The organism is Prosthecobacter debontii, assembly GCF_900167535.1.
GTDB classification, from domain to species: Bacteria; Verrucomicrobiota; Verrucomicrobiia; order Verrucomicrobiales; family Verrucomicrobiaceae; genus Prosthecobacter; species Prosthecobacter debontii.
The window spans coordinates 449,363-468,805 of the sequence record NZ_FUYE01000002.1; the positions used below are offsets into that span (position 1 = coordinate 449,363).

Sequence of the window (19,443 nt, forward strand, 5' to 3'; positions counted from 1 at the left end):
AACCTGAGGGTGATGCAACGACGAAGGCGAAGACTTCACTTCGTCTCGGGGCGCTGATCCTTGGGCAACCACTGGATTTCCTGGGCCGGATTCACCTTCTTGCCGCCACCGCCCAGGAAGATATCTCCCAGGTCCTTGAACGTGACGAAGAAAATAAAGCCAAACAGGGTGAGCGCACACGCGGTCTGCAGCCATTCCAGAGCGCGAGAATGGAGCGGTTTCCGGCGCAGCGCCTCGGCAATCGCCATGGTGATGTGACCACCATCCAGGACTGGGAATGGCAGCATGTTCATGATGGCGAGGTTGATATTGAGCACGACACTGAACCAGAGGATCTGAAGAAGAGCCGCCGGATCCTGAAGCAGATTGTAGTACACACGACCAATGCCCACGGGACCACTCATGTGAGCGACACTGATGTCCGATTTACCGGAGACCAGTTTGCTGATCATGCTGAACATACTCCGTGCGGCATCAGAGACCTGCTCTGGCACACCGGGGTAGTAGAGCTTCCGCTCACCCGTCGCATGCCACTCGATGCCGACCATAATGCGTGGCTTCTCATCTAGCTTCCAAACGTCTGGCACGCGAGGAACGAGAGCGATCGGCATTTCACTAGCCACGCCGTTATTATCTTTGCGACGGATCATGACCTGCACGGTCTGATTGGCCTTATTCTCCAGATATTCGGCAAGCTGGATCGGGCTGAGCAGGGGAATCCCATCCACGCTGAGAAGTTCGTCATTGGGTTGCAAGCCTGCATCGGCCGCCGGGCTATGAGGGGCCACTTTGCCCACCATTGGAGTTGATTTCCCCAGGATGCCCACCTCACGAAGTGCTGGCCGCTCGAAGATGGACTTCCACCACGAGCTGGCTTTTTTCTCCACATCCGGCCATTTGGAGGAGACGGGGAGTGTTTTCAAGCCTTCTCCGGGGCGATCTACCTCAAAATTGATCTCACTTCCCTCGCTGGAGATGATCCCCCAACGCACGCTGTCCACAAACCCTTCAAATCGGCGAATCGGGTGACCATCGATGGATTTGATCACGTCGCCAGGCTTCAGGCCTGCTTTAGCTGCGGGGCTATCTTCAGCGACGTAGCCGATGGTGGTGGTGACAAAAGCTTCCGACTGAGGTTTGCCCAACCAGCTCACCAACAAAGCAAAGACACAGGCCAGTCCGAAGCTGAACAGAGGGCCCGCAAAGGCGACGATCATCTTATCCAGGGGCTTGATCGGCGGCAGAGGCTCGTCACTGCTGCTGGCTCCTTCAATGGTATCCATCGGGGCCATCTGTGGGAGTTTGACGAAACCACCCGCCGGGATGCTCCCCAAGCCGTATTCCACGCCGTTGATGGTCTTTTTCCAAAGAGGCTTCCCAAACCAGATGTAAAAAGCCTCCACCTTCAACCCACGCCAGCGAGCAGCCAAAAAGTGCCCCCATTCATGCACCAGGATCATGAGGTTGAAGACTAGAAGAACCTCAAAAACGAGGATGATGATGCGGAGAGTCTCACCCACCGAACCGAGAGAAGAAAGCCATTGCATAGGTCGTAACGTGAAAGCTTATACGCGCCACAGCGGCGCAGGGATGGAAAGCTAACACCCTAGGCCATAAGGGCAATCCTCCAGATGGTAAAATTCTGGAAATCCTAGACCGCCCGCTTCAACGCCGACGTGCGACCATGATGCTGGTGCTGGAGCTGTTGTAGAGATACCCAAATCCAAAATCCACCGCCTGCACCCGATGCCCTCCACTGGAGTAGGCCGACATCAAATCCGGCTGCTGCTGGCTGAAAATGCCCAATGTGCCCTGGTAGCGACCATAGAGATCCACGCTGAGTCCGGCATTCACGAGGTCACGATAGGGGACACCAGAAGGGTCCTGAACCAATCCGGAGGTGGAGCGCACCAAATAGGAGCGGATGTTGGAAAAACCACTGTCGTGCATCAGATAGGAAGCACTCTTCACCAGGGCAGGTGGGTAACCCTGCTTAGCCACAAACGTCAGGAACGCTCCACCCAACCGCGTGCTGCCATTGGAGAGATCTTGCCGGAAATAAAACAACCGCTTCATGCCCCCCACGCCATTTCGGAAGCGGATCATTAATCCTGGGGCAGACCCGCCCGCCGCTACCGTCAGAACAGGCGTTCCCGAGCCATCCAAAGTCACGATGTCCACGCTCTCCACTGTCGCTCCCGTGCGCGCCAGGAAAACCAGCAAGACCGGTAGAGTGCCGCGGAACCGCGTCGCTTGAAAATCATTCCGCATGTCTTTCGTCACGAAGTAGCCAGCATCCATGATGCTGCTCAGTGACGTGCGGAGTCCGTAAAGCCCCAGGGCCACATCGCCGGGAGACAGCGTCCGCAAATCTGGCAGCGGTTCCGCAGGCTCCAGCCCACAAAGGATGTATGTCTCGGCACTCGGGAAAAGCTCATGGGCAAAGAGGTAGTCAGGGCCGCTGAATGGATAAAAAAGCGCCCGGTTGTGTTGCAGATCCGAGATTTCCTGCGCTGCCCAAGCACGGACTTTCTGCCCGCGACCGAGTTCATGACGCCGCCACAGAGCCTCCATCTGCCGCTGGTGATGCGGCCACGCAGAGGAATCCCGCACCGCAGCAAATCCGCTCTGTCCGCCATAAGCCTCCATCCCAGCCAACATCCGAGCCACGTCATTGATGGATGAAGCTCGGATAGGGACATTCAACTCTCCTGCCCCCGCAAAAAGTGTCCCCGAGCCCGCAGATTCCGCCCGGCGAACGGTCATCGCGTCCTCAGGGAGCTGACAGCCTGTGAGCCACAGACAGGCTGGTGCAAGAAGCATCCACACGCGTTTCGGGAGGGCACAGAACATATCGGCCAACTGTAACAAGACCCATGCCTTCTCAAAGGCCTAGATAGCCGTAGCACCTACGTTTATTTCGAGTCGGTGCGTTAATTATGAAAATTTGGCAGAATCTTTTTAATCACCTTAACCATTAAGTTTGTCAGGCGGCAAGAAGACTCAGAAGCACGGCTTCTTCCAAATGGGAACTCGGGTTTTGACCTCCCTCAAATACCAGCGGCAGAGGTCAAAAGCCTCCGCGCTATGTTTGGTGCGCACCCAGATCACGATGGAGGCATCGGCCGCCGTCACAAATCCTAAACGATGCTGGATGAATACCTCATGAGGTCCGTGTTCGGCGGTGCCTTGAGCAATCAGTTCCTCCAGCATCTTCTCCGCCATGGGACGATAGACGCTGTAGTCGATCCCCGTGATGGTTTGATCTCCCTCCAGCTCTCGCACCACGCCGAGAAATCGCACCTCGGCTCCCTGCCCAGGGGAGAAAGGGCAGGCCGCGTCTGAGATGGGATCGTTCGTCAGCAGAAAGGACATGGCGGAATCCTCCGCTACACCAGCCCACAGGAAAATCCATCCCAAGCTGGAAAAGCGCGTCAGGCTTGGCATGTGTCAGGCATGGATGCAGTGGGCAGTCTTTATCATCATCTCGGCGAAGATCGGCTTCGCGTATTGGTCACCGCGTTTTATCGACGTGTGCGGCAAGACGATCTGATCGGCCCCATGTATCCACCGGACGATTGGGACGGCGCAGAGAAAAGGTTGGCGGATTTCCTCATTTACCGATTGGGCGGCCCAGAAACTTACCTGCAGGAGCGTGGTCATCCACGCCTCCGCGGTCGGCACATGCCGTTTTCGATCGGTCTAGCCGAGCGCGACCGTTGGTTGGACTTGATGGGAGCTTCCATGAGAGAAGTGGAGATCCCTCTTGAACATGTCCCCCTCCTCGGAGCCTTTTTCGCCCAGATCGCCGATTTCATGCGCAATCGGGAGGAATCCGCATGAACTCAAAACCAGAAATCTTACTCCTGGCTCCTCTCCCCCAATTTCTATTGGGACCGCTGTGGGAGGCCTGCATCTGCCACAGCTACTTCATGACTGAGCACAAGGAGACGCTCCTGGCAGAAGCCGGACCACGCATCCGCGGCATTGTCATGGCCGGAGGCAGCCAAGCTCCGGTGGAACTGCTGAAGAAACTACCTGCTCTGGAAATCATCAGTGTCTTCGGCGTGGGCTACGATGGCGTTCCGGTCGAATACTGTCGTCAGAGAGGAATCCATGTCACCAACACGCCTGATGTTCTGACCGATGATGTCGCGGACATCGCCGTGGGATTGATCCTGATGACCAGCCGCCGACTCGCCGAAGCGGAGCGTTACGTGCGCGCCCAGCAGTGGCCTCGGGCTCCGTTTCCCCTAGCGCACAGCTTACGTGGCAAAACGGCAGGGATTCTCGGGCTGGGGCGCATTGGCAAAGCCATCGCTGAGCGGCTGGTTCCCCATGGTCTGAAGATCGCCTACCATGGTCGCCACGCACAGTCGGACGTTTCTTACCACTATTGCGACGGCCTCAAAAGCTTGGCTGAAGAGTCCGACTTTCTGGTCGTCGCCTGCCCGGGAGGGGCTGGAACCCACCATCTGGTGGATGCTGAGATACTCCGCGCACTCGGCCCCCATGGAACCGTGATCAACATCGCCCGTGGCAGCGTGGTGGACGAGCAGGCTTTGGTCACGGCGCTGAATTCGGGAACGATCCGCAGTGCTGGCCTGGACGTCTTCGAACACGAGCCTCAGATCCCCGCCGAACTCCTGAATGACGAACGCGTCGTTTTACTTCCTCACATCGGCAGTGCCACCCAAGAAACCCGAGAAGCCATGGCCGCCTTGTGCGTGGGGAATGTGAATGCCCACTTCAGCGGAGCCCCACTGCTCACTCCCGTTTAAAACAACACCGCACCCGAATGGCTGGTTGTCAGAAGAAGCAGAATGTTACACCCTGAATGTATGAAACTGTTTCTTGCAGCCCTGCTCGCGGCCGCCCTCTCCTTCACCTGGGGTTTTGTCTCCTGGATGCTCCTGGGCTGGCATGAAAAGGGCATGTATGACTTCAAAGACGAAGCCGCTGTCACGGAAGTGATCAAGGCCAATGCGACCCACGGCACAGGCATGTATGTGCTCCCGTTCCCTCGAAAAGCCGTGTCCTATGCAGACCCTGCCGAACAGAAGAACCTGGACACAGCCCATCAAAAAGCCCGCGAAAATGGCCCCTATCTCTACGCCATCCTCCGCCCGGGCCGACATGACTGGAACATGCACGTCAATATGGGGTGGAGCATCGGCCGGTCGTTCCTCGCAGCGCTCATTTTGGGCGCTTTGCTGAGTCAGACGGTCTTATCCTTACCGGGCCGCCTCACATTCTGCGCTGCCGCAGGCCTGTTTGCCGGTTTGGTGTGCATCCTCCCGCAGCACATCTGGTTTGAGCTCCCGCCTCGTGAAGTCATCGTCGGCATGGCCGATTACTTCATCGAATGGCTGCTGGCGGGCATCCCGCTGGCCCTTCTCTTGGGACGCGAGCCCACAGACCGCGATCTCGCCTAAGACGACGCCCCCACGGATCTTCTGGCGACGTCTGTGCACCCGTCGCTTGCATCCAGGCCGTCCGCCCTTATTCTCGCAGCCCCTTACATCCAAGAAAAAAGTATGAATCAGCTCGATCAGCTCAAGCAGTACACGACCGTCGTGGCCGATACTGGCGACTTCGAGGCCATGAAGGCCTACAAGCCCCAGGACGCCACCACCAACCCTTCGCTCATCCTTCAGGCTTCCCAGAAAGCTGAATACAAGTCCCTGGTGGACAAAGCTGTCGCTGAATACAAAACCAGCAGCCTGACCGGTGCTGCCAAAGTGGAAGCGATCATGGACCGCATCCTCATCCTCTTTGGTCTCGAGATCCTAAAGATCGTTCCTGGCCGCGTTTCCACCGAAGTGGACGCTCGCTTGTCCTTCGACATTCAGGGCAACGTGGACAAGGCCCGCCATCTCATCAGCATGTATGAGAAGGAAGGCATTGGCCGTGAGCGCGTCCTGATCAAGATCGCCTCCACCTGGGAAGGCATCAAAGCCGCCGAGATCCTTCAGAAAGAAGGCATCAACTGCAACCTGACCCTCCTGTTCAGCCTCGCCCAAGCCGTCGCTTGTGCTGAAGGCGGCATCAAACTGATCTCGCCTTTCGTTGGTCGTATCCTCGACTGGTATAAGAAGAGCACCGGCCAGAACTACGAAGGTGCTGAAGATCCCGGCGTCCAGTCCGTGACCCAGATCTACAACTACTACAAGCACTTCGGCTACAAGACTGAAGTCATGGGCGCTAGCTTCCGCAACAAAGGTGAAATCACCGAGCTGGCTGGTTGCGACCTGCTTACCATTTCTCCAGGTCTCCTCGGCGAGCTTCAATCCTCTGAAGAGCCTCTGACCCAGAAGCTCAACGCCGAGAACGCGAAGTCCCTCAAGATCGAGCGCATCGGCAGCGACGAGAAGACCTTCCGCTGGCTCTTCAATGAAGACGCCATGGCGACTGAGAAGACCGCTGAAGGCATTCGTAACTTCGGCAAGGACATCGTGAAGCTGGAAAAGCTGATCGAAGCCAGCCTGTAAGACGAGGTCAAAACTGATCTTCTAACTTTAGACGCGGCTCCTTTGGGGGGCCGCGTTTTTTGTCCCCGCATCATGAGGCAGCATGCGCTGCGGCCGCCTCCACATCGCCCCGATGCCGCGTGCATTCCTCTGGGGTGATCTCTTCATACATCATTTCATTCAGCTTAGCCTGCGCGTGATCCGTTAAGATGCGCCGTGCCGCGACCAGGGCTTTATTCATCCCGCCCGGCACCACGACGAGATCACCGTTGACCATGCCCTCGTAGCCCACTTGAGCCACCTCCTGCGGAGCCATCACAGGAGCTTTTTGGAAACCTCGCACCCCGATCATGCCAGCCTTCGTGAAAAAGTCTGTGTCAGTCGGGCCAGGACAAAGAGCTGTAACGGTGATACCCGTGGGTTCTAATTCGACCGCCAGCCCTTCACTCCACGACAGCAGAAAAGCCTTCGTCGCATGATAAACATTTAACATGGGGCCTGGCTCGAAGCCGGCCACCGAAGCTGTGTTTAAAATCCGTCCCCGTTGCCGTTTCAGCATCGGTGGCAAGAAAAGGCGTGTCAGGCGTAGCGCGGCTTCAATGTTGAGGCGCATCATGGCGAGTTCCTGTTCTGCCGAAATCTCCCAGGAGTGCCCACGAAATCCTACGCCTGCATTATTGACCAATACACCGATCTCAATAGAAGCAGCCGAAAGCTCGTCAAAGATTTCTTGTGCAGCCTCAGGTTGTTCCAGATCCTTGGCGATCACGCGGGCCATCAGACCGTATCGCGCTGTTAACTCGGCAGCGATGGCCTCCATCTCCTCTTTTTGACGTGCGACCAGCACGACAGGATGCCCCATGAACGCAAACTGATGGGCCAGATGAAGCCCAATCCCGCTAGACGCACCAGTAATGAGAGCTGTGTCATAGTGCATAACGAAAAGTGTTTCTTATCATTCGAGGCTCCTCATCGGCATGGCGGCATGTACTGGTGGAAACTTCAGTTTGCAGGCTTATCACATTCCATCACATCCGTCCCAACAGCGCCTTGCGAACTGCCCTACGATGCAAATTCCCAAGCAGTCTTTAGCGGACAAAGTGGCTTTAGTGACCGGAGCAGGAGCCGGTATTGGCAAAGCTTCCGCTAAACTGCTCGCTCATGCAGGCGCGGCCGTCACACTCGTCGGTACGACGCTTGAGCATCTGAAAGAAACCGAAGAGGAAATTCATCACAGCGGCGGTCGCGCCTTGTCCGTGCAAGGAGATGTCACCTCGGCCGACCAAGTAGCCCTAGCCGTCAGAACCAGCTTCGAGGCCTGGGGACAACTTGACATCCTCCATCACAATGCCGGCATCAATGGGATGTGGGCTCCCTTTGAGGAATTGGAAGAAGCGGAATGGGATGCCACTCTCAACACCAACCTCAAAGGCACGTTTTTAGTCCTCAAACATTGCTTTCCCCATCTCAAGGCCCAGGGGGGCTCAGTCATTGTCACTTCGTCTGTCAATGGCACTCGCATATTTAGCAACACAGGAGCCTCCGCCTATGCCACATCCAAAGCGGCACAACTCGCGCTTGTGAAAATGCTCGCCTTGGAGTGGGCACGCCATCGCGTGCGCGTGAACGCTATCTGCCCCGGAGCCATTGAAACCACCATCGCAGAAGAAACTTACACTCGAAATCTGGATCGTATCCGAGTCCCCGTTCACTTCCCTGAAGGCAGTATTCCTCTCAAAGATGGCGAGCCTGGAAGCTCGGGACAGGTGGCTCAATTGGTCTGGTTTCTCGCCTCAGACGCTTCCAGCCACATCACAGGCACAGAGATCTACATCGATGGAGGGGAATCTCTCTTGGAAGGGTAATTCAACCTCAATTCAGCTCCATTTATGAAAGATCTTTTCGCTAAAATGGCTTCCCAAGCCGCACGTGGTCTAGGGCATCCCTTTGCCTTCATTCTGGCTCTGTTAATCGTTCTCGGATGGGCAGCCTTGGGGCCATCCTTGGGCTATTCCGAAACTTGGCAGCTCGTGATCAACACGGGCACCACCATTGTTACCTTTCTGAGTGTCTTCCTCATCCAGAACAGTCAAAACCGTGAATCCATGGCCATGCAGTTGAAGCTGGATGAGATCATCCGCTCCATCAAAGCAGCGCGCGATGACATCATCGACCTCGAAGACTTACCTGAAGAACAGCTTGAAAAGCTGGCTGAAGAATTCCGTCAGAAAGTTCAACGGACCAAATCTCAACCCTCCAAAAAACCATGAATGAACTTACTTCACCCACTGAGGAGTTTTCTCCGATTCCCAATCCAAACCCCAGCGAAGTTCCTCTCCGTCAGCCCGACGAGTTTGAAGACGTTCCGCTTCCCCGTCGAGTCACCCGCGAAACTGACGCAGGAGCAGACCCCAAGCATGATAAAGAGGATCTTCGACAGGGCGACGAGGGCATCGACGATCCAGCTCCTCCTTTAGAAGCTTAAAACCCAGCAGCCTATAAATCAAAAACGGCGTCTGATCCTCAGATCAGACGCCGTTTTTGTCAAAGCTTCTAGGTCAGCGCAGGAAAATCAAGAGGAGCACAATCAGCAGGATCAATCCACCACTGGGATAATAGCCCCAACCGGAGCTGTAAGGCCAAGTAGGAAGTGCTCCAATCAAAAGAAGAATCAGGATAACTAAAAGGATGGTATTCATAATGCAATTTAGGGTTGCTTCTGGAATTCGCGGCATTCGCCTCCTTCGGTCGTGACGATCGTCAACGGCATCGTTTTCACAGATGCTGGCAACCAGCGAGTGCTCGAAAAACGATACGCTTTTTGTTATGAAAACACCCCTGGGCACCAAACACATCGCCATCTTGGCCACGGACGGCTTTGAGCAGTCTGAACTCGAGCAACCCATGCAAGCTCTTGAAAAGGCTGGAGCCCGAGTCAGCATCATCTCTCCACAGGCCGACGAAATTCACGGTATGCATCACGATGAAAAAGGTGATGCCTTTGCCACCGACATCCGTCTGGATTTAGCAGATCCCTCTGACTTCGACGCCCTGGTCTTGCCAGGGGGATTGGCCAATCCCGACACTTTACGAGCCATGCCTGAAGCCGTGGACTTCGTGCGTGACTTTGCCCTTCGCGGTAAACCTATCGCCGCTATCTGTCATGGACCATGGCTGCTCATCGAAGCCGGGCTCGTGGACGGTCGCCGACTGACCTCCTGGCCTGCCATCCAGACCGATATCCGAAATGCCGGTGGTGAATGGGTAGATGAAGAGGTCGTCGTGGACCACCAGCTCATCACCAGCCGTCAGCCTGACGATATTCCAGCTTTCAACGGTAAGATGATTGAGATCTTTGCCAAAGATTTTCATGCCCCCCTCGGAACCGGAGCTGTGCCGCCGCAGGATGGCTAACCCTTGTTTTCCAATCCCTATCCCCTCAAAAATCATGCACCTTTACGATCCTGTTCAGCAAAATACGGAAGAAGCGCTTAACGAACAAATCGAAGCTTCTGCCAAGCTAAGAGTCGGTGGTATTTCTGTGCAATCTCGAGAAGAGATTTCTCGTCGGATCGAAGAACTCGATCAGGAGTGGGACATTGAGCGATGGCTCGAATGCAATGCCTCTTTTCTTGCATTTTCTGGCCTGCTACTAGGGCTAGTAAGAAATAAAAAATATTTCATCGTTCCGGGCATCGTTTTGCCGTTTCTGTTCAACCATGCCGTCCGAGGCTGGTGCCCTCCTATCCCCCTTCTACGTCGCCTGGGCATTCGGACTCGACGCGAGATCGATCACGAAAAATACGCCCTCAAAGCGCTACGTGGCGATTTTTCAAACGTCGTGCCTCAGGGAGAGCAAGGCATTCACAATATCGCTGAGCAGGCTTGGGAAGCTGCGCGTCCTTAAAACCATGAGCAATTTCCGTCTCTGACAAAAATCTAAGCGCGGCTCGATCTTTTCTGTCGATTCAGAAAATGATGTTTCTCCCAACCTTATCGGTCCACCCCGTTTCTATGATGCGAATCGCCGTTGTTGACGATCACTCCATTATGCGAGCTGTTTACCGCAGCCTCATTGATGATTCCCCCGAACTCGATATGGCCTGGAGCGCCTCTACGATAGATGAGGCCCGCCTGCACATTGAGCGTGATGACATCCCTGATATCATCATCATGGATGTCACTCTTCCAGATGGCACCGGCTACGACTTGGTCCGAGAAATCTTGAATGAGTATCCAGAGGTTCCCATCCTGATGGTGTCGGCTCATGAAGAACGATCGTATGCCGAGCAAGCTGCTGAATGCGGTGCCAAGGGATATCTCGTCAAAGACTCCTCTCCTGCTGAACTCATGGATGCTTTGGAAACAGTCATCAGTGGAGAGGTTTACTTCAAGCCTTCTCTCAATGCCCAGCAGGGTTGATTCAAAAACTGTTCCCCATGTCCCTCCAATCTCACTGGAATCAACTGAAGAACGGCAGACCGGGGAAGAGGTTCGAGAATTTTTATCAAACACGCCAAAAAGACCGGTGTGATGGCGATACTTGGCGGCGTGTACTTTACGTCACCCTCGGCATTGCTCTCACACTGGTGGGCATCATCATGCTCGGCATGCCCGGGCCCGGTCTTTTAGTCGTGGCATTCGGTTTAGCCTTAGTGGCCAGCGAGTTCCTTTTCATGGCCCGATTACTCGACCGAGCCGAGGTTCTCATCCGTGGATCCGTTCAGGCATTGAAACAGTGGTGGCACAATTGCCTCCCCTACCAGCGTAGCCTGGGCGTAATGGCGGTGGTCATACTGCTCATCGGAATGGTTGGATGTGCTTATAAACTCTGGGTGTAATGGCTCCCTAGCTGGGGACCGTCTTCGCCCAAGCCTCGGTTTGATGGACCCATGAATTCGACCCCGTCAGATGCTATCACGGCAGCTCGCGCAGCCGGTCTCCGATACAGCCAAGATACCCAGCCTGGACTGACGCGACAATCGCGTGATTCAGGTTTCATTTATCTGGATACCCACGGCCACCGATTGAAGGATCAAGAAGCGCTAGAAAGGATTCAGGCCTTGGTGATTCCACCCGCCTGGACCTCTGTATGGATCTGCCCTTATCCAAACGGCCATCTCCAAGCGACTGGCCGCGACTCTCGTGGGCGAAAGCAATACCGTTACCACTCCCAATGGGCCGAACATCGTGATGAAAGTAAGTTCACTCACATGATCGCCTTCGCACGTGCGCTTCCTCGTATTAGAAAACGTGTGGAGAAGGATTTGAGGCAACCAGGGCTCCCCCGCACGAAAGTCTTAGCCGCTATCCTGCAACTTCTTGAGGCCACCCTCATCCGTGTCGGCAACGACGAATATGCTCGGACTAACCGATCCTACGGTCTAACAACTCTTCACAATCATCACGTCAAAGTGAATAGTGGGACCGTGCGGTTCAGTTTCCGCGGAAAAAGTGGCAAGTATCATCAAGTCACTCTAAAGGAACGAAGGCTGGCCGGCATTGTAAAACGGTGTCAAGACATGCCGGGGCAGGAGCTTCTCGCTTATGTGGATGATACCGGACAAGTCCACGATGTCGGTTCTCAAGACGTTAACGATTACCTTCGCGACATTTCAAGGGGCGATTTCTCGGCAAAAGACTATCGGACCTGGGCGGGCACGGTTCTCGCCGCGATAGCACTCCAAGAATTTGAAGAAGTGACGTCTGAGAGTCAGGCCAAGAAAAACATCGTCTCCGCCGTGGAAGCGGTAGCGAAGATGCTAGGTAACACACCTTCTGTTTGTCGAAAATGCTATGTGCACCCAATCATCTTAGAATCGTACTTCGAGGGTCAAACCATCGCCACTCTGAAAGAAACCGTGTCTGGGAAAATCGACCGGTCTCTCTCCAAGCTGAAGCCTGAAGAAGCCGCTGTCCTCGTACTCCTTCAAAAGCGCCTCAAGGCCCACAGGCGTCGCCTGTCTCCTAGGAAATGAATATTCCCCTTAGCCATTTCAGGATTTCATATCTCCTTTCATGATTTGCCATGCCAAGGAAATCCCACCACCACAGGCTAACAAAAAGAGCAGCATGGCAAATCCGGGATAGCCAAAAAGACGGAAACTGGTTTCGACTCTCATCAACATCGAGGCACCCACAATCAATGACGCCAAGATCAGCCCCAGAGTGATCCGGTTAGCCACTTTTTGCAGGCCTGTCATGACAACTTTTTCATCGATCGTGTCCAGATGGATCTTCAGTTTGTTACCGGCCACGACCTCAAGAAATTGATTCAAACGACTGGGCAATTTTTCAATGAGCTCCTTGGCATCCAGCAGCGAATTGAGCAAGTTGCCCAACGACAAACTCTTGAGCGTTTTGGCCTCCATGAGTTGGCTCGCGTTTCTCCGGATAGACTCGTTGGGATCGAAATGTGGATCGAGCGTTCGGCCTACCAAATCGAGATTTAGCAGAGTCTTTCCAAGCATGGTCAACTCTTCGGGAAGGCTTAGTCCCGTGCGAGCTGCCACTTGTGTAACATTCATCACGATTTTACCCACTTGCAGTTCCCGAACCGTGGCTCCCTGTTGCTGGCTCACCAATTCCGATATCTCACGTCGAAATGTGATCTCATCGAAATGCTCTTTCTCCACCCCCATGCCCTGAGCCACTTCTGCAGCGCGATCACTCTGCCCCTCGCTGATCGCTAACAAGAGCTTCAGCAACTGATCCTGCATCTGCGGCCCGATACGAGCGACCATCCCGAAATCGAGCAGAGCCACCTTGCTATTGTCCGCCGTCAGAAAAACATTTCCGGGATGCGGATCTGCGTGAAAGACCCCAACGATCAGAATCTGATGCAGATAAGATCGAAAGACCTCTTCCGCCAGTGCGGTGCCATCCACTTCAAGTCTGACAATCGGATGCAGCTTGGTGATTTTGGTGCCATCAATGTATTCCATCGTCAGCACACGCCCCGTCGAATAATCATCCACAGGAGCCGGGATGACCAAGCGATGAAATTCGGAGAGCTTCTCTCTCATCAAACGCATGGTCTGAGCTTCCAAACGATAATCCAATTCTCGGAGCATCGCTTTACGCAGCTCATTCACGATCTTGGTGAATTCGAAGCGCTTTCCAACTTCTGTATGTTTGTCCAGGAACTCAGCAATCTCAGAAATGGCTTCCAAGTCCGCCGCCACTTGCTCTCTCACGTCCGGTCTTTGAATCTTGACCGCTACTTCTTGCCCACTGCGCAAAACAGCATAATGGACTTGCCCCAGAGAGGCTGCCGCCATCGGTACCGGTTCAAATGAACGAAATGCTTTCGACAGCCGTGCACCGATCTCGACATTGACGATGGCCTCCACCTTCTCAAAAGCAAAAGGCTGGATGTCATCTTGGAGCATGCTTAAAGCCTCCATATAAGAAAGCGGAACGAAATCGCCACGCGTTGAAAGCAGCTGCCCCAGCTTAATAAAAGTGGGTCCCAAAGCCTCCAAGTCCTTGGCCAGTTCTTTGGCACCAGGCGGCACTGGGGGAGGCGGAGCGAAGTCCAGTGGATCATCCACGATGGGCGCGCTTTTGACCAAATCTCCATGGCCATGTTTTATCATCAAAGCGATCACTTGTTTGTATCGCTTAAGGTGTTCGGGATTGAGAGAGAGGATCATGAGAATGGGTTCAGGCATTTAGCAATCGTCTTCGACCCTTTGAATGGACGTGCTGCCGATACGCGCGCCCTCGCAGCGCCTAGCGAATTGTGTGGATGAAACCTCAAAGCATACACCACTTTCAGGATTGGTTCGAGGCACTCCATACCACCGATCTCACCCAAGTCGCCATGATGCGTCTCGATCCCGGCTCAGAGTCTGGCCCAGACTTAGACAGCCATCCGAGCAGTGACCAAGTCCTGCTCGTTATTGAAGGAAGTATCAAAGGAAAAGTCGGAGAGGAGTCCATCATCCTATCGAAAGGCGAATTCATCACGATACCTGCCGACATCCCGCATCGCTTTTACAATGATTCGGATAGTACGGCGCTAACTTTTAACGTGTATGCTCCACCCGCCTATCCCCCTAACAGCCGAGGATGAATCTCTCCACCATCGGCATGGCTTTGCTAAATTCGTCGCTACAGCAGCAATCAGCAGCTTCGTCGCGGTGATCTTCAGTCGTAACTTTTTAGAAACCGAGAAGAAGATCACGCATAACATCGAGACCGACTACAGCGTCAGTGATGGTGCCTTTGTCAGAGCCATGAGCCATCTCTTGGGTCCACCGCTGCTTGAAGGGAATAAAATCACGATTCTTCAAAACGGAGCGGAGGTATTTCCGCGCATGCTTGAGGTCATCCACCAAGCCAAACGATCGATCACCTTCGAGAACTTCGTTTGGGCAGATGGAGATGTGGTAAGGCGATTTTCCAAGGCGTTTGCAGACAGTGCTCGACGAGGCGTCAAAGTCCATTTTTTACAGGATGCAATGGGGTCTGACTGCCTGGATGGGGAATGCATGAAAATCATGAAGGAGGCAGGCGTCGAGGTGGAGATCTTTCGACGATACAACCTGACTCATTTCAACCATCGAACTCACCGCAAAATTTTAGTCGCAGATGGAAAGATCGGTTTTGTGGGAGGCGTCGGCTTTTCCGACCTCTGGGATGGCCACGGGAATCTCCCTGATCATTGGCGAGACACGCAGTATGAAGTTCAGGGCCCCGCTGTTGCTCAACTGCAGCAGGCTTTCTTGGACAACTGGATTCAAATGCGAGCGGAAGTACTTCATGGGGATGATTACTTCCCTGAACTTCTGCCTTGTGGAAATACCATCTGCCAGATCTTCAAAAGCTCAGTCAGTGAAGGTGCTGACAACGCAAGGCTGATGTTTTTGCTGTCCATCGCAGCCGCCCGTAAATCCATCCGAATCGTCAACCCCTACTTCATCCCTGATCGACTGGTGATTCGCTTGCTCAAGGCAGCTTTGGATCGTGGTGTTTCAGTGGAAATCATCGGCCCGAGTGAGCGCATAGACCAACGCGTCGTCCGCTATGTGGGTCGCGCACGTTGGGGGGGCTTATTGCGTCACGGCGCACGCTTCTTCGAGTTTCAACCTGCCCTTCTCCATAGTAAATACTTCGTCGTTGATGAACAGTGGGCTTCCGTTGGATCATGCAACCTGGATGATCGCTCCTTATGTCTCAACGAAGAAGCAAACCTTAACGTTTGGGATCAGAAGTTCGCTCGGCATCACCTGCAAGTCTTTGAAGAAGACAAAGCGAGGTCACACGAAATCACTTGGGAGGAATGGCGAAACCGAAGCCTTTCCGAAAAAATTCTTGGTCACGCGGCCGGCATTTTCAGGTCCCAGCTATGAGCTGAAATTCACTCACTCTTTCGGATGCAACACTAAATCGGCAACGAGAGGCAAGTGATCCGAAGCAACTTGCGTGAGGGGCGTGTTTGGCACGATCACTTTATGGACACTCAATCTGGAATTCATAAAGATGTAGTCCAAACGCGTCACGGGCCATCGAGAGGGGAAAGTAAACCTCGGCCTTCCCCACAAACTCCATCTCTGCACGTCTTTTAATCGTCGGGTGATGGTTCGATATACCAATGAGCCGGGAAGCGCATTGAGATCGCCACAAAAAATGAATGGGTAATGACGAATGCTATCATCCGCCCACTCTTGGCCTAACAAGGCTTGGATCTGGGCCATGCGCTCGCTCCAACTCAATCCCAAGTGGGTATTGAGCAAATGAATGCCTTCGTCTTGAAAATCCAGCTGCACGAGTAAGGCACCCCTTGGCTCAAACGCGAGTCTTGAATTGGATGTGGGCAGTTTCCCTTGAAGAAGCAGTTTCATGGGCAGCCTGCTCAAAACCGCGTCTCCATATTGTTCTGATAAATGGGTGATCGCAGGGTGAAAATGAAATTCCATTTTCAAGTGTTCTGCAAGGTGTCTTGCCTGGTGCACCCCTTTACTTCTTTTTCGCTCCACATCCAGTTCTTGAAGCGCTACCACGTCGGGATTCATAGAAAGGATGACTTCGGCAATTCGACTTTCGTCCAAGCGCCCATCCGTTCCGATGCAGCCATGGACATTGTACGTCATGATACGGAGCTTTCTAGAACCCGTATCATTGACCTGCCCTGGCATCTCGACACTCATCCTTGATGGGGGCTTTCTGAACCATGAGGGTTAGCTTTTTCAGCTTCTTCTTGCGCATTTTGAGGAGGCGTCGCCATCTCCTCCATTTGACGGAGCGCCTTTTCCCGATGCACATTCGTCACCCGATCACGGTTCTCCTCGACAGCAAGATCGGCGGCCAATTGTTCAATCTGGTCCGTGCCCCCCAACTGATCGAGTTGGTCATTCTGAAGATCTTTTTTTTCTGTTTTCATAGATAGTCCTTTAAGAGGCTTCGCGCCCCGGCCTCCATCTGGACGGCAGAGACAATGGACACTGTTTTCAACACAAAGGATACGTCCGCCTTTTCAGAACACGGCGAATCCCTGCAGAAGCGTCCCTCAAGCCAAACATTTTGTCGCTTGGAGGAGACAATTACAAACCAACCCAAAACCGACTGACTAATTATGAAATCTTACAAAATGATCACCCTTCTCGCAGCCTTTGCCAGCCTCGGCTTCTTAGCCAACTCGATCCAGGCAGAAGACGCAAAAAGCACTGTGAATTCCACTGACGAGTCCTTTGTGAAAAGCGCTTCTCAAATGGGCATCGGCGAGGTTCAAGTGGCAAGTCTTGGCGTGCGTAAAGGTGCACGCGCTGACGTCAAAGAACTCGCTGAAAAGATGGTGACTGCGCATACCGCTCTGAATGCAGAAATCTCGGCTTTGGCCAAGAGCAAGAATGTCGCCATCTCGACTGTGACCGATCCAAGCGATACCGAAACACTGAAGGATCTCGAGAACACAGATACCGGAGACAATTTCGATAAGGCTTTCCTCGCCGAGCTGGAGTCAGCCCACAAGGATGCGATCGCGTTGTTTGAAGACGCAGCCAAAGACTCTGCGGATGCTGACGTCAAAAACTTGGCTTCCAAAGCGCTGCCAGAACTGCGCTCTCATCTCGACATGATTCAGGCTGCACAGAAGAAATAGTCTGACTCTGATCTCATACCCGCATTTTTGATACCCGCGCTGGCGGTGACGTGTGCCTTTAGGCTCTTGTCACCGCCATTTGCATAAAACACCCCTGATTGCCATCCCCATGCCGAGTTTATTCGTCCCCAAAAAAGTTGCTGGGTTGCTGGTCCCCGTTTTTGCCATGCGTCGTCATGAGGACATGGGTATTGGTGATACCTTGGGCGTTAAGGAGTCCATAGACTTCTGCGCTGCGCATCACTTTGCCGTGCTCCAACTTTTGCCCGTGCATGAAACTGTGGGGGATCATAGCCCTTACAATCCGATCAGTTCTCGTGCTCTGTCACCCGCTTATCTTACCCTGAATCCAGATTTGGTTCCAGGCCTAACAAAAGAAATCATCGACCGCTTAGCTCCCGAAGCTTGGCTTGCCCAACTACGAGAAGGGCCAGTCAAACATCTGTCCGTACATTCGTTAAAGTTGCTAATCCTGATGGAGGCGTATCAAAGTTTTACGGGCCTGGAATCTAACTCCTCGGACCTTGCGGAGGATTTTGCCAGATTTGAAGAACATGCGGCTTCATGGCTTCCGGGTTACACGCTTTTCAGGATTCTCGTGGAAGAGTATGACGGCAATGCCCACTGGGAGCAGTGGCGCCCTGAGCATCATAGCTTCGCTCAGGCTGAGCAATGGTTTGCCACGCATCCTGAGCATGCGCATTTAGCTCAAAAACGTCGTGGCTTTGCCTTTATTCAATGGGTGGCATGGCGGCAGTGGAGGGATGTCCGAAGCTATGCGGACTCCAAAAATATTCGATTGATGGGCGAGATGTCGTTCGGTGTGTCCAAAAACAGCGCGGACGCATGGCTGTCGCCTGAACTGTTTGACCGAGAGTGGAGCATGGGGACGCGGCCGGTATCTTACTTCGATACCAATAAGGATTCCGAGAGGTGGGGACAAAACTGGGGCCTACCTCCATATCGCTGGGAAAATCATCGCTCGGAAGGATTCCAATGGGTTCGGGAACGGGTTCAGTCCGAAGCTCAGTTCTTCCACATTTGCAGGCTGGATCACCTACGCGGCTATTTCCGAGGCTACATGTTCCCTTGGCAAGGTGGCGCTCAGCACGCCGAGTTTGCCACGCTGAATGAAGAAGAGGCCAAGCTCAAGACACAAGGCCTGCTTCCCCGCTTCGTCCCTGGACCTGATGACGACGAAACAGCAGCTCAAATGAACGATCTTCAGGGTCGCGAAATCATCTCCGTGATGCAGGAAGCGGCTGGCCAGATGGGACTGGTAGCCGAACTCATGGGGATGATGCCCGACTACATGCGGCAAGCTCTCGACGACCTCCAGATGCCCAATCTCACCTTCCCTCTCCTTGAGAAGGATGACTCGGGACACCTGCTGCACCAGAATCATTTTCGCGTTTTGAGTTTAGTGTCTTATGGTAATCACGACCATGCTCCTCTTGCAGCGACTTACGCTCGCTTTCGAGAACCGCCAAGGGAGCCATCCGGCGATTTGGCCAACCTGCTAGCATTTGCAAGATGGGAAGGTGCCCCGCCTGCGGAGCTCAATAGTGAACTGCTCAGTTCACTCCAAAAATCACTTTTTGAGACTCCCTGCTTGCTTGCCGTCCTCATGTGCACAGACTTGATTGGAACGGCTCAGCGATTCAACCTGCCGGGCAGTTATGGCAGCTTGACCTGGTGCGAAAGGATGGAACTTCCGTGGCAAGACATGGAGCGCCATCCACTTTATGGCCCCCGCATTCAGGAGGCCGAAAAATGGCTGATTCACACAGGACGTGCCTGATCGGTTGAGGATTGATAAATTTGCTTTTTCCGCGAGCCACACCCACGCAACGACAGCTTCAGCTTCGA

25 protein-coding genes are annotated in these 19,443 nt (G+C 53.8%); 17 read left to right on the forward strand and 8 right to left on the reverse strand.

The window, feature by feature from the left end; all coding sequences use genetic code 11:
* Nucleotides 1-35: 35 nt before the first annotated feature.
* The 3 genes from rseP to B5D61_RS04250 all read right to left on the reverse strand — a co-directional run bounded on the left by rseP (nucleotide 36) and on the right by B5D61_RS04250 (nucleotide 3,375).
* On the reverse strand, nucleotides 36-1,547 hold the full coding sequence (rseP, locus tag B5D61_RS04240) for an RIP metalloprotease RseP (RefSeq protein ID WP_078812050.1): 1,512 nt from the start codon (nucleotides 1,545-1,547) through the stop codon (nucleotides 36-38).
* Between the two features lie 118 nt (nucleotides 1,548-1,665).
* Nucleotides 1,666-2,829: a hypothetical protein gene (locus B5D61_RS04245; protein ID WP_176159214.1), complete on the reverse strand. Its 1,164-nt coding sequence runs from the start codon at nucleotides 2,827-2,829 to the stop codon at nucleotides 1,666-1,668.
* A gap of 174 nt (nucleotides 2,830-3,003) precedes the next feature.
* On the reverse strand, nucleotides 3,004-3,375 hold the full coding sequence (locus tag B5D61_RS04250) for a molybdenum cofactor biosynthesis protein MoaE (protein WP_176159215.1): 372 nt from the start codon (nucleotides 3,373-3,375) through the stop codon (nucleotides 3,004-3,006).
* Here B5D61_RS04250 and B5D61_RS26765 point away from each other — a divergent pair.
* The 5 genes from B5D61_RS26765 to tal all read left to right on the forward strand — a co-directional run bounded on the left by B5D61_RS26765 (nucleotide 3,374) and on the right by tal (nucleotide 6,491).
* Nucleotides 3,374-3,553: a hypothetical protein gene (locus B5D61_RS26765; RefSeq protein WP_245846454.1), complete on the forward strand. Its 180-nt coding sequence runs from the start codon at nucleotides 3,374-3,376 to the stop codon at nucleotides 3,551-3,553. The genes B5D61_RS04250 and B5D61_RS26765 overlap by 2 nt on opposite strands.
* Entirely contained in the window at nucleotides 3,511-3,843 is a 333-nt protein-coding gene (locus B5D61_RS04255) for a globin domain-containing protein (RefSeq protein WP_425440056.1), read from the forward strand. The genes B5D61_RS26765 and B5D61_RS04255 overlap by 43 nt, the downstream gene beginning before the upstream one ends.
* Nucleotides 3,840-4,781: a 2-hydroxyacid dehydrogenase gene (locus B5D61_RS04260; protein WP_078812054.1), complete on the forward strand. Its 942-nt coding sequence runs from the start codon at nucleotides 3,840-3,842 to the stop codon at nucleotides 4,779-4,781. The genes B5D61_RS04255 and B5D61_RS04260 overlap by 4 nt, the downstream gene beginning before the upstream one ends.
* 60 nt (nucleotides 4,782-4,841) lie before the next feature.
* The gene (locus B5D61_RS04265; protein ID WP_078812055.1) at nucleotides 4,842-5,435 is read left to right on the forward strand and encodes a hypothetical protein; all 594 of its coding nucleotides are present in this window, start codon (nucleotides 4,842-4,844) and stop codon (nucleotides 5,433-5,435) included.
* A gap of 102 nt (nucleotides 5,436-5,537) precedes the next feature.
* Complete coding sequence (tal, locus tag B5D61_RS04270; protein ID WP_078812056.1) at nucleotides 5,538-6,491, forward strand: transaldolase; 954 nt, start codon at nucleotides 5,538-5,540, stop codon at nucleotides 6,489-6,491.
* A gap of 70 nt (nucleotides 6,492-6,561) precedes the next feature.
* On the opposite strand, the gene B5D61_RS04275 is transcribed toward tal, so the two are convergent.
* Nucleotides 6,562-7,407: an SDR family NAD(P)-dependent oxidoreductase gene (locus tag B5D61_RS04275; protein ID WP_078812057.1), complete on the reverse strand. Its 846-nt coding sequence runs from the start codon at nucleotides 7,405-7,407 to the stop codon at nucleotides 6,562-6,564.
* 130 nt (nucleotides 7,408-7,537) lie between these two features.
* Between B5D61_RS04275 and B5D61_RS04280 the strand changes: the two genes are divergently transcribed.
* From B5D61_RS04280 to B5D61_RS04290, 3 genes are read left to right on the forward strand one after another with little or no spacing between them, the layout of a single operon-like run.
* Entirely contained in the window at nucleotides 7,538-8,335 is a 798-nt protein-coding gene (locus tag B5D61_RS04280; RefSeq protein WP_078812058.1) for an SDR family oxidoreductase, read from the forward strand.
* A 24-nt stretch (nucleotides 8,336-8,359) separates the two neighbouring features.
* Nucleotides 8,360-8,740: a low affinity iron permease family protein gene (locus B5D61_RS04285; protein WP_078812059.1), complete on the forward strand. Its 381-nt coding sequence runs from the start codon at nucleotides 8,360-8,362 to the stop codon at nucleotides 8,738-8,740.
* Complete coding sequence (locus B5D61_RS04290) at nucleotides 8,737-8,955, forward strand: hypothetical protein (RefSeq protein ID WP_139373057.1); 219 nt, start codon at nucleotides 8,737-8,739, stop codon at nucleotides 8,953-8,955. Before B5D61_RS04285 ends, B5D61_RS04290 begins: the two co-directional genes overlap by 4 nt.
* A gap of 73 nt (nucleotides 8,956-9,028) precedes the next feature.
* On the opposite strand, the gene B5D61_RS04295 is transcribed toward B5D61_RS04290, so the two are convergent.
* On the reverse strand, nucleotides 9,029-9,169 hold the full coding sequence (locus tag B5D61_RS04295) for a DUF3309 domain-containing protein (protein ID WP_078812061.1): 141 nt from the start codon (nucleotides 9,167-9,169) through the stop codon (nucleotides 9,029-9,031).
* 127 nt (nucleotides 9,170-9,296) lie between these two features.
* Between B5D61_RS04295 and B5D61_RS04300 the strand changes: the two genes are divergently transcribed.
* The 5 genes from B5D61_RS04300 (at nucleotide 9,297) to B5D61_RS04320 (ending at nucleotide 12,448) form a co-directional block, all read left to right on the forward strand.
* Nucleotides 9,297-9,884 (forward strand): type 1 glutamine amidotransferase domain-containing protein, encoded by a 588-nt coding sequence (locus B5D61_RS04300; protein ID WP_078812062.1) that lies wholly within the window; start codon nucleotides 9,297-9,299, stop codon nucleotides 9,882-9,884.
* A gap of 34 nt (nucleotides 9,885-9,918) precedes the next feature.
* The gene (locus tag B5D61_RS04305; RefSeq protein WP_078812063.1) at nucleotides 9,919-10,377 is read left to right on the forward strand and encodes a hypothetical protein; all 459 of its coding nucleotides are present in this window, start codon (nucleotides 9,919-9,921) and stop codon (nucleotides 10,375-10,377) included.
* A 110-nt stretch (nucleotides 10,378-10,487) separates the two neighbouring features.
* Nucleotides 10,488-10,892 (forward strand): response regulator, encoded by a 405-nt coding sequence (locus B5D61_RS04310; protein ID WP_281251746.1) that lies wholly within the window; start codon nucleotides 10,488-10,490, stop codon nucleotides 10,890-10,892.
* 17 nt (nucleotides 10,893-10,909) lie between these two features.
* Nucleotides 10,910-11,311, forward strand: coding sequence for a PGPGW domain-containing protein (locus tag B5D61_RS04315; protein WP_078812065.1), 402 nt, complete (start codon nucleotides 10,910-10,912; stop codon nucleotides 11,309-11,311).
* Between the two features lie 51 nt (nucleotides 11,312-11,362).
* Entirely contained in the window at nucleotides 11,363-12,448 is a 1,086-nt protein-coding gene (locus B5D61_RS04320; RefSeq protein ID WP_078812066.1) for a DNA topoisomerase IB, read from the forward strand.
* An 18-nt stretch (nucleotides 12,449-12,466) separates the two neighbouring features.
* Here the strand turns inward: B5D61_RS04320 and B5D61_RS04325 are convergent, their stop codons facing one another.
* Nucleotides 12,467-14,125, reverse strand: a complete 1,659-nt coding sequence (locus tag B5D61_RS04325) for an ABC1 kinase family protein (RefSeq protein WP_078812175.1) — start codon at nucleotides 14,123-14,125, stop codon at nucleotides 12,467-12,469.
* Nucleotides 14,126-14,220: 95 nt separating this feature from the next.
* On the opposite strand from B5D61_RS04325, the gene B5D61_RS04330 reads away from it, so the two are divergent.
* Nucleotides 14,221-14,547 (forward strand): cupin domain-containing protein, encoded by a 327-nt coding sequence (locus B5D61_RS04330; protein ID WP_078812067.1) that lies wholly within the window; start codon nucleotides 14,221-14,223, stop codon nucleotides 14,545-14,547.
* Nucleotides 14,510-15,826: a phospholipase D-like domain-containing protein gene (locus tag B5D61_RS04335; protein WP_078812068.1), complete on the forward strand. Its 1,317-nt coding sequence runs from the start codon at nucleotides 14,510-14,512 to the stop codon at nucleotides 15,824-15,826. The genes B5D61_RS04330 and B5D61_RS04335 overlap by 38 nt, the downstream gene beginning before the upstream one ends.
* A gap of 12 nt (nucleotides 15,827-15,838) precedes the next feature.
* Here the strand turns inward: B5D61_RS04335 and B5D61_RS04340 are convergent, their stop codons facing one another.
* Nucleotides 15,839-16,567, reverse strand: coding sequence for an endonuclease/exonuclease/phosphatase family protein (locus B5D61_RS04340; RefSeq protein ID WP_176159217.1), 729 nt, complete (start codon nucleotides 16,565-16,567; stop codon nucleotides 15,839-15,841).
* Nucleotides 16,568-16,620: 53 nt separating this feature from the next.
* A complete protein-coding gene (locus B5D61_RS04345; protein ID WP_078812070.1) occupies nucleotides 16,621-16,857 on the reverse strand; it encodes a hypothetical protein in 237 nt (78 codons plus the stop codon).
* A gap of 192 nt (nucleotides 16,858-17,049) precedes the next feature.
* On the opposite strand from B5D61_RS04345, the gene B5D61_RS04350 reads away from it, so the two are divergent.
* Nucleotides 17,050-17,574, forward strand: coding sequence for a DUF4142 domain-containing protein (locus tag B5D61_RS04350; RefSeq protein ID WP_078812071.1), 525 nt, complete (start codon nucleotides 17,050-17,052; stop codon nucleotides 17,572-17,574).
* Between the two features lie 109 nt (nucleotides 17,575-17,683).
* A complete protein-coding gene (locus B5D61_RS04355) occupies nucleotides 17,684-19,375 on the forward strand; it encodes a 4-alpha-glucanotransferase (protein WP_078812072.1) in 1,692 nt (563 codons plus the stop codon).
* Nucleotides 19,376-19,443: the final 68 nt, after the last annotated feature.

Excerpts from the sequence above, each read along its gene's own strand:
- rseP (WP_078812050.1), bottom strand. The coding sequence starts at position 1,547 with ATGCAATGGCTTTCTTCTCTCGGTTCGGTGGGTGAGACTCTCCGCATC.
- B5D61_RS26765 (WP_245846454.1), top strand. The coding sequence starts at position 3,374 with ATGGCGGAATCCTCCGCTACACCAGCCCACAGGAAAATCCATCCCAAG.
- B5D61_RS04250 (WP_176159215.1), bottom strand. The coding sequence starts at position 3,375 with ATGTCCTTTCTGCTGACGAACGATCCCATCTCAGACGCGGCCTGCCCT.
- B5D61_RS04260 (WP_078812054.1), top strand. The coding sequence starts at position 3,840 with ATGAACTCAAAACCAGAAATCTTACTCCTGGCTCCTCTCCCCCAATTT.
- B5D61_RS04265 (WP_078812055.1), top strand. The coding sequence starts at position 4,842 with ATGAAACTGTTTCTTGCAGCCCTGCTCGCGGCCGCCCTCTCCTTCACC.
- tal (WP_078812056.1), top strand. The coding sequence starts at position 5,538 with ATGAATCAGCTCGATCAGCTCAAGCAGTACACGACCGTCGTGGCCGAT.
- B5D61_RS04275 (WP_078812057.1), bottom strand. The coding sequence starts at position 7,407 with ATGCACTATGACACAGCTCTCATTACTGGTGCGTCTAGCGGGATTGGG.
- B5D61_RS04280 (WP_078812058.1), top strand. The coding sequence starts at position 7,538 with ATGCAAATTCCCAAGCAGTCTTTAGCGGACAAAGTGGCTTTAGTGACC.
- B5D61_RS04285 (WP_078812059.1), top strand. The coding sequence starts at position 8,360 with ATGAAAGATCTTTTCGCTAAAATGGCTTCCCAAGCCGCACGTGGTCTA.
- B5D61_RS04290 (WP_139373057.1), top strand. The coding sequence starts at position 8,737 with ATGAATGAACTTACTTCACCCACTGAGGAGTTTTCTCCGATTCCCAAT.
- B5D61_RS04295 (WP_078812061.1), bottom strand. The coding sequence starts at position 9,169 with ATGAATACCATCCTTTTAGTTATCCTGATTCTTCTTTTGATTGGAGCA.
- B5D61_RS04300 (WP_078812062.1), top strand. The coding sequence starts at position 9,297 with ATGAAAACACCCCTGGGCACCAAACACATCGCCATCTTGGCCACGGAC.
- B5D61_RS04305 (WP_078812063.1), top strand. The coding sequence starts at position 9,919 with ATGCACCTTTACGATCCTGTTCAGCAAAATACGGAAGAAGCGCTTAAC.
- B5D61_RS04310 (WP_281251746.1), top strand. The coding sequence starts at position 10,488 with ATGCGAATCGCCGTTGTTGACGATCACTCCATTATGCGAGCTGTTTAC.
- B5D61_RS04315 (WP_078812065.1), top strand. The coding sequence starts at position 10,910 with ATGTCCCTCCAATCTCACTGGAATCAACTGAAGAACGGCAGACCGGGG.
- B5D61_RS04320 (WP_078812066.1), top strand. The coding sequence starts at position 11,363 with ATGAATTCGACCCCGTCAGATGCTATCACGGCAGCTCGCGCAGCCGGT.
- B5D61_RS04325 (WP_078812175.1), bottom strand. The coding sequence starts at position 14,125 with ATGATCCTCTCTCTCAATCCCGAACACCTTAAGCGATACAAACAAGTG.
- B5D61_RS04330 (WP_078812067.1), top strand. The coding sequence starts at position 14,221 with ATGAAACCTCAAAGCATACACCACTTTCAGGATTGGTTCGAGGCACTC.
- B5D61_RS04335 (WP_078812068.1), top strand. The coding sequence starts at position 14,510 with ATGCTCCACCCGCCTATCCCCCTAACAGCCGAGGATGAATCTCTCCAC.
- B5D61_RS04340 (WP_176159217.1), bottom strand. The coding sequence starts at position 16,567 with ATGACGTACAATGTCCATGGCTGCATCGGAACGGATGGGCGCTTGGAC.
- B5D61_RS04345 (WP_078812070.1), bottom strand. The coding sequence starts at position 16,857 with ATGAAAACAGAAAAAAAAGATCTTCAGAATGACCAACTCGATCAGTTG.
- B5D61_RS04350 (WP_078812071.1), top strand. The coding sequence starts at position 17,050 with ATGAAATCTTACAAAATGATCACCCTTCTCGCAGCCTTTGCCAGCCTC.
- B5D61_RS04355 (WP_078812072.1), top strand. The coding sequence starts at position 17,684 with ATGCCGAGTTTATTCGTCCCCAAAAAAGTTGCTGGGTTGCTGGTCCCC.